4 protein-coding genes and 1 pseudogene are annotated in these 3,755 nt (G+C 63.1%); 2 read left to right on the forward strand and 3 right to left on the reverse strand.

The annotated features are described in order from the left end of the window. The 3 genes from K8V11_RS12610 to K8V11_RS12620 form a co-directional block, all read right to left on the reverse strand. The coding region (locus tag K8V11_RS12610) for a sodium-dependent transporter (protein WP_303914877.1) at positions 1 to 1,169 on the reverse strand (1,169 nt) is incomplete at its 3' end. A gap of 190 nt (positions 1,170 to 1,359) precedes the next feature. After that, entirely contained in the window at positions 1,360 to 2,061 is a 702-nt protein-coding gene (locus tag K8V11_RS12615; protein ID WP_303914880.1) for a TetR/AcrR family transcriptional regulator, read from the reverse strand. A 30-nt stretch (positions 2,062 to 2,091) separates the two neighbouring features. Continuing rightward, positions 2,092 to 2,580, reverse strand: coding sequence for a peroxiredoxin (locus tag K8V11_RS12620; RefSeq protein WP_303914883.1), 489 nt, complete (start codon positions 2,578 to 2,580; stop codon positions 2,092 to 2,094). Positions 2,581 to 2,839: 259 nt separating this feature from the next. On the opposite strand from K8V11_RS12620, the gene K8V11_RS12625 reads away from it, so the two are divergent. Continuing rightward, on the forward strand, positions 2,840 to 3,121 hold the full coding sequence (locus K8V11_RS12625) for a DUF3618 domain-containing protein (protein ID WP_067471696.1): 282 nt from the start codon (positions 2,840 to 2,842) through the stop codon (positions 3,119 to 3,121). Between the two features lie 309 nt (positions 3,122 to 3,430). Further along, positions 3,431 to 3,755, forward strand: a pseudogene (locus K8V11_RS12630) (hypothetical protein); the annotation flags it as partial.

Raw genomic sequence — 3,755 nt, forward strand, 5'->3', positions numbered from 1 at the left:
GTGGCCGTCGGCATGAGGAGCAGCGAGATGATCGCCAGCGGCACGCAGACGAGCAGAGTGCCGTTGACGCGGTTGATGTTGAGCTTGTCGCGCACGGCGGCGATGACGACCTCGACGATGGAGATCATCGACGTGAAGCCGGCGAGCACGAGGCAGGCGAAGAAGAGGAAACCGAAGACCTCACCAGCCGGCATAGAGGCGATGAGCGCAGGGAAGGTGAAGAACGCGAGACCGACTCCGCCCTGGACATCGTCCCAGGCCATTCCGCCCGCGTGGACGAGGAAACCGATGCCCGCGAAGACGCCGATGCCCGCGAGAACCTCGAACGCCGAGTTGGAGAACGCGACGACCAGACCGGAACTGGTGAGATTCGTCTTGCGGTTGAGATACGACGAATACGTGATCATGATGCCGAATCCGACGGAGAGCGAGAAGAAGATCTGCCCATATGCCGCGATCCACACCTGGTAGTTGGTGAGAACGCTCCAGTCCGGGGTGAAGAACTGATTGAGGCCGTCCATCGCGCCGTCCTGGACGAGCGCAAAGATCACCATAATGACGAAAAGGATGATCAGCAGCGGGATGAAGAACTGGTTGAGGCGACCGATGCCCTTCTGGACGCCCAGCGCGAGCACGATGATCGTGCCGATCCACACGATGGCGATCATCACCGTGATGTTGCCGACGAAGTCGAAGCTGAAGGACTCCTCCGACATCTGCAGGAAGTCGCCGGTGAAGAACGAGGTGGTTTCCTCGAGTGAGCTGCCGAAGCGCTGGTCGAGCGAGAAGTAGGCGTACCACGCCGCCCAACCGATGATTGCCGCGTAGTAGACGGCGATGATGACCGAGACGAGTACCTGGAACCAGCCGATGGGCTCGAGCTTGCGGTTGAGTCGGCGGAAGGCGAGCGGCGCCGATGCGCGGAAGCGGTGGCCGATCGAGTAGTCGAAGAAGAGGAGCGGAATACCGGCGGTGAGCAACGCGACGACATACGGCACGAGGAACGCGCCACCGCCGTTTTCGAAGGCGACATACGGGAAGCGCCAGATGTTGCCGAGGCCGACTGCCGAACCGATGGCGGCGAAGACGAACACGTTGCGTGAGGAGAATTTCTCCCGCGCGAACTTGCCGTCCTCGGTTGCCACGGAGCCTGATGCAGCGGAAGTCATAGGACTCTCCTGTGGTGGTCGGAATGGTGGTGGCCAGCCGACAGGGATCCGCGGGCTGGCGTGAAGTCCTCACGGACCATGCGCGCTTACCTTAGACCACCCTTAAGTGAGTTCACCAGGCATTTACTCAAGTGGCGTGAATCACACGCGATTTTGCCCCGAATTCGGGGAATCCGGACTAACCGGATGCCTACTGACCGCCGTCTTCGCCCTCGCGGACTTCCTTTTCCGCGAGCCACAGGTAGGCCGCGAGCATCCGCTTGAGTTCACGAACGGTGTCCTCGTGGATCTCGTCGGAATCGCTCGGGCGCTGGACGGAAAAGTTGAGCAGGGAATAGGCGACGTGGACGAGCACCTCGGCCATGAACGCGCGGTGATCCTGATCAGCCTTCGGCGTGAGAGGGGACAGCGCGGCCGCCACCATCGCCGCGAGCTCGCGCTCGTTGACCGCGGCCGTGGCGCGGGTCGCCGGGGTGGCCTGCGTCGCCAACCACACGGCACGTCGCGAGGGGTCGGACTGCCAGAGCCCCGCGAGGTGATCGACGAACTCGTTGAGCAGTTCCGGCCAGCCGGGGGTCGGGATCTGGCTGTAGAAGTCCGTGAGCTCGGCGACGACGCCCCGGGCGTCCTGCCGGTCGAGCTCGCACACGAGCACGTATTTATTGGCGAAGAATTGGTAGAGCGTGCCGATGGGGACACCGGCGCGGGCAGCCACTTCCTCGCAGGTGAACGAGTCGATGCCCTCTTCGATCAGGACCTCGCGCGCGGAGGTGAGCAGTGCCTCGAACTTGCGCCGGCTTCGTTCCTGGATCGGGCGCCGGCGTGGCACGAGAATCTCCGGGGCGCCTTCCGTGTCGTTCGACGGCGTCGTCGAGGAAGGGGAATCGCTCACTGTCTCAAAACCTCGCGTTCTCCGGCAGACCTATGCGCCGGGTTGTTCGGTCAGGTCCACGTCGAGAAGCCCGGCGACCATGTTCACGTGCCCCTTGGCGCGCACGTTGTATCTGGCGAAAGAGAGCGTGCCGTCGGCCTCCACGACAAAAGTCGAGCGGATCACGCCCTGGACGACCTTGCCGTAGTTCTTCTTCTCGCCGAATGCGCCGTAGGCGGTCAGTGTCTCCTTCGACGGGTCCGACAGCAGCGGGAAGGAGATGTCGTACTTGTCGCGGAACTTCGCGAGCTTTTCGGGGCTGTCGGGGGAGAGTCCCACGATCTTCATCCCCGCGGTGTCGAAATCGTCGGAGGCGGCATTGAAGTCGCAGGTTTCGGTGGTGCACCCGGGGGTCATCGCCGCGGGGTAGACGTAGATCAGGACCCGGCCCAAGTCCTTGAGGCACACCTCGTTGCCATCGGCGTCCGGGAGGCAGAAGTCGGGGGCCTTGTCTCCTACTTCGAGGCGCTGTCCGTCCATAGCTTCGAATCTCTCCTTCGGGCCTTCCGCTCGGCGTCGTCGGTGCGCCGCCGCGGGAGCGGTGTGCCTCGCCCGCGCGAAAGGTGATGTTGACTTCAAGTTTTACAGCAACTTTACTTAACGATCGCCGGAATGGCGCGCTTGGTCGGCGAGTGCGGGCATTCGTGGGCTATCGTTGTTTCGAAAAGAGAACACCTGGCGCCGCGCAGCGTGGTCATGGAATTTGTCACAGGTGCGCAGGGTGCGATTCGGAGGACCAGTGGCACGCAGTTACGAAAGCATTGAAGGCGACATCGCCAAGGCTCGCGACAACCTCGCCGAGACCCTGGACGAACTCACCGATCGAGTTAGCCCTAAAAACCTCGCCGATCAGGGCAAGGCCCAGGCGACCGAGATCCTCAAGAACCCGGTCGTGCTCGCCGCGATCGGCGGCGTCGTCGCGCTCGTCGTCGGCGGTGTCGTGTACAGCACGACGTCGAAGCGCAAGAAGAACAAGGCGATCGAGCGCTACCTCGCGATGAAGGAAAAGCGCGGCTTCTAGCGTCTCGGGCGGCCACGCACCGCCGCCCTTCCACATCGGACCCCATGTCTCGCGAAAACAGCGAGGGCATGGGGTCTTTTGTGTCTTTATCGCAATAGCGAACCCGGACTTCCGTTCGTTCTCGTTTGCAAAAACAACCCATTTATGACGTCGGACCTGGGGAAATAATCCAGACCCCGACGTCATTCGCGGTTCTGATCAACAGAGATAACGATATAGCGTTGACATATCTAGACATGCCTGCAATAGTTTTTGGCATCACGGACGCGACAAGCGCGACCGATCGTTAAAACGAAGGAGGCGGCGACCATGGATATGTCGACGCAAGGGTTCGAGAACCCGAATCACGATGGACGTGAAGGATCTGTCGGAGGTGGATTCCCCGGGGGCTTTCCGGGAGGTCCGGGTGGTCCCGGAGCGCGGGGTGGCCGCGGTCGCCCCGGTGGCGAGTTCCGCCGCGGGCCCGGCGGGCACAAGGGCCATGGAGGACGCCGGGGGCACGGCGGCCCGCACGGCGGCCCGCACGGAGGACCACAGGGCGGCGGCGGGCCGGGTTTCGGTCCGGGGCGCGGCGGCTGGAACGGCGCGGCGGGAAACGCCCAGCAGGAAATCGCGCAGGCCTTCGCGGAGTTCG

Source organism: Dietzia timorensis, assembly GCF_020742175.1.
GTDB lineage: Bacteria > Actinomycetota > Actinomycetes > Mycobacteriales > Mycobacteriaceae > Dietzia > Dietzia timorensis_A.

What these genes read in the sequence shown, in the direction of transcription:
- K8V11_RS12620 (WP_303914883.1), bottom strand. Translation starts at nt 2,580, where the DNA reads ATGGACGGACAGCGCCTCGAAGTAGGAGACAAGGCCCCCGACTTCTGC.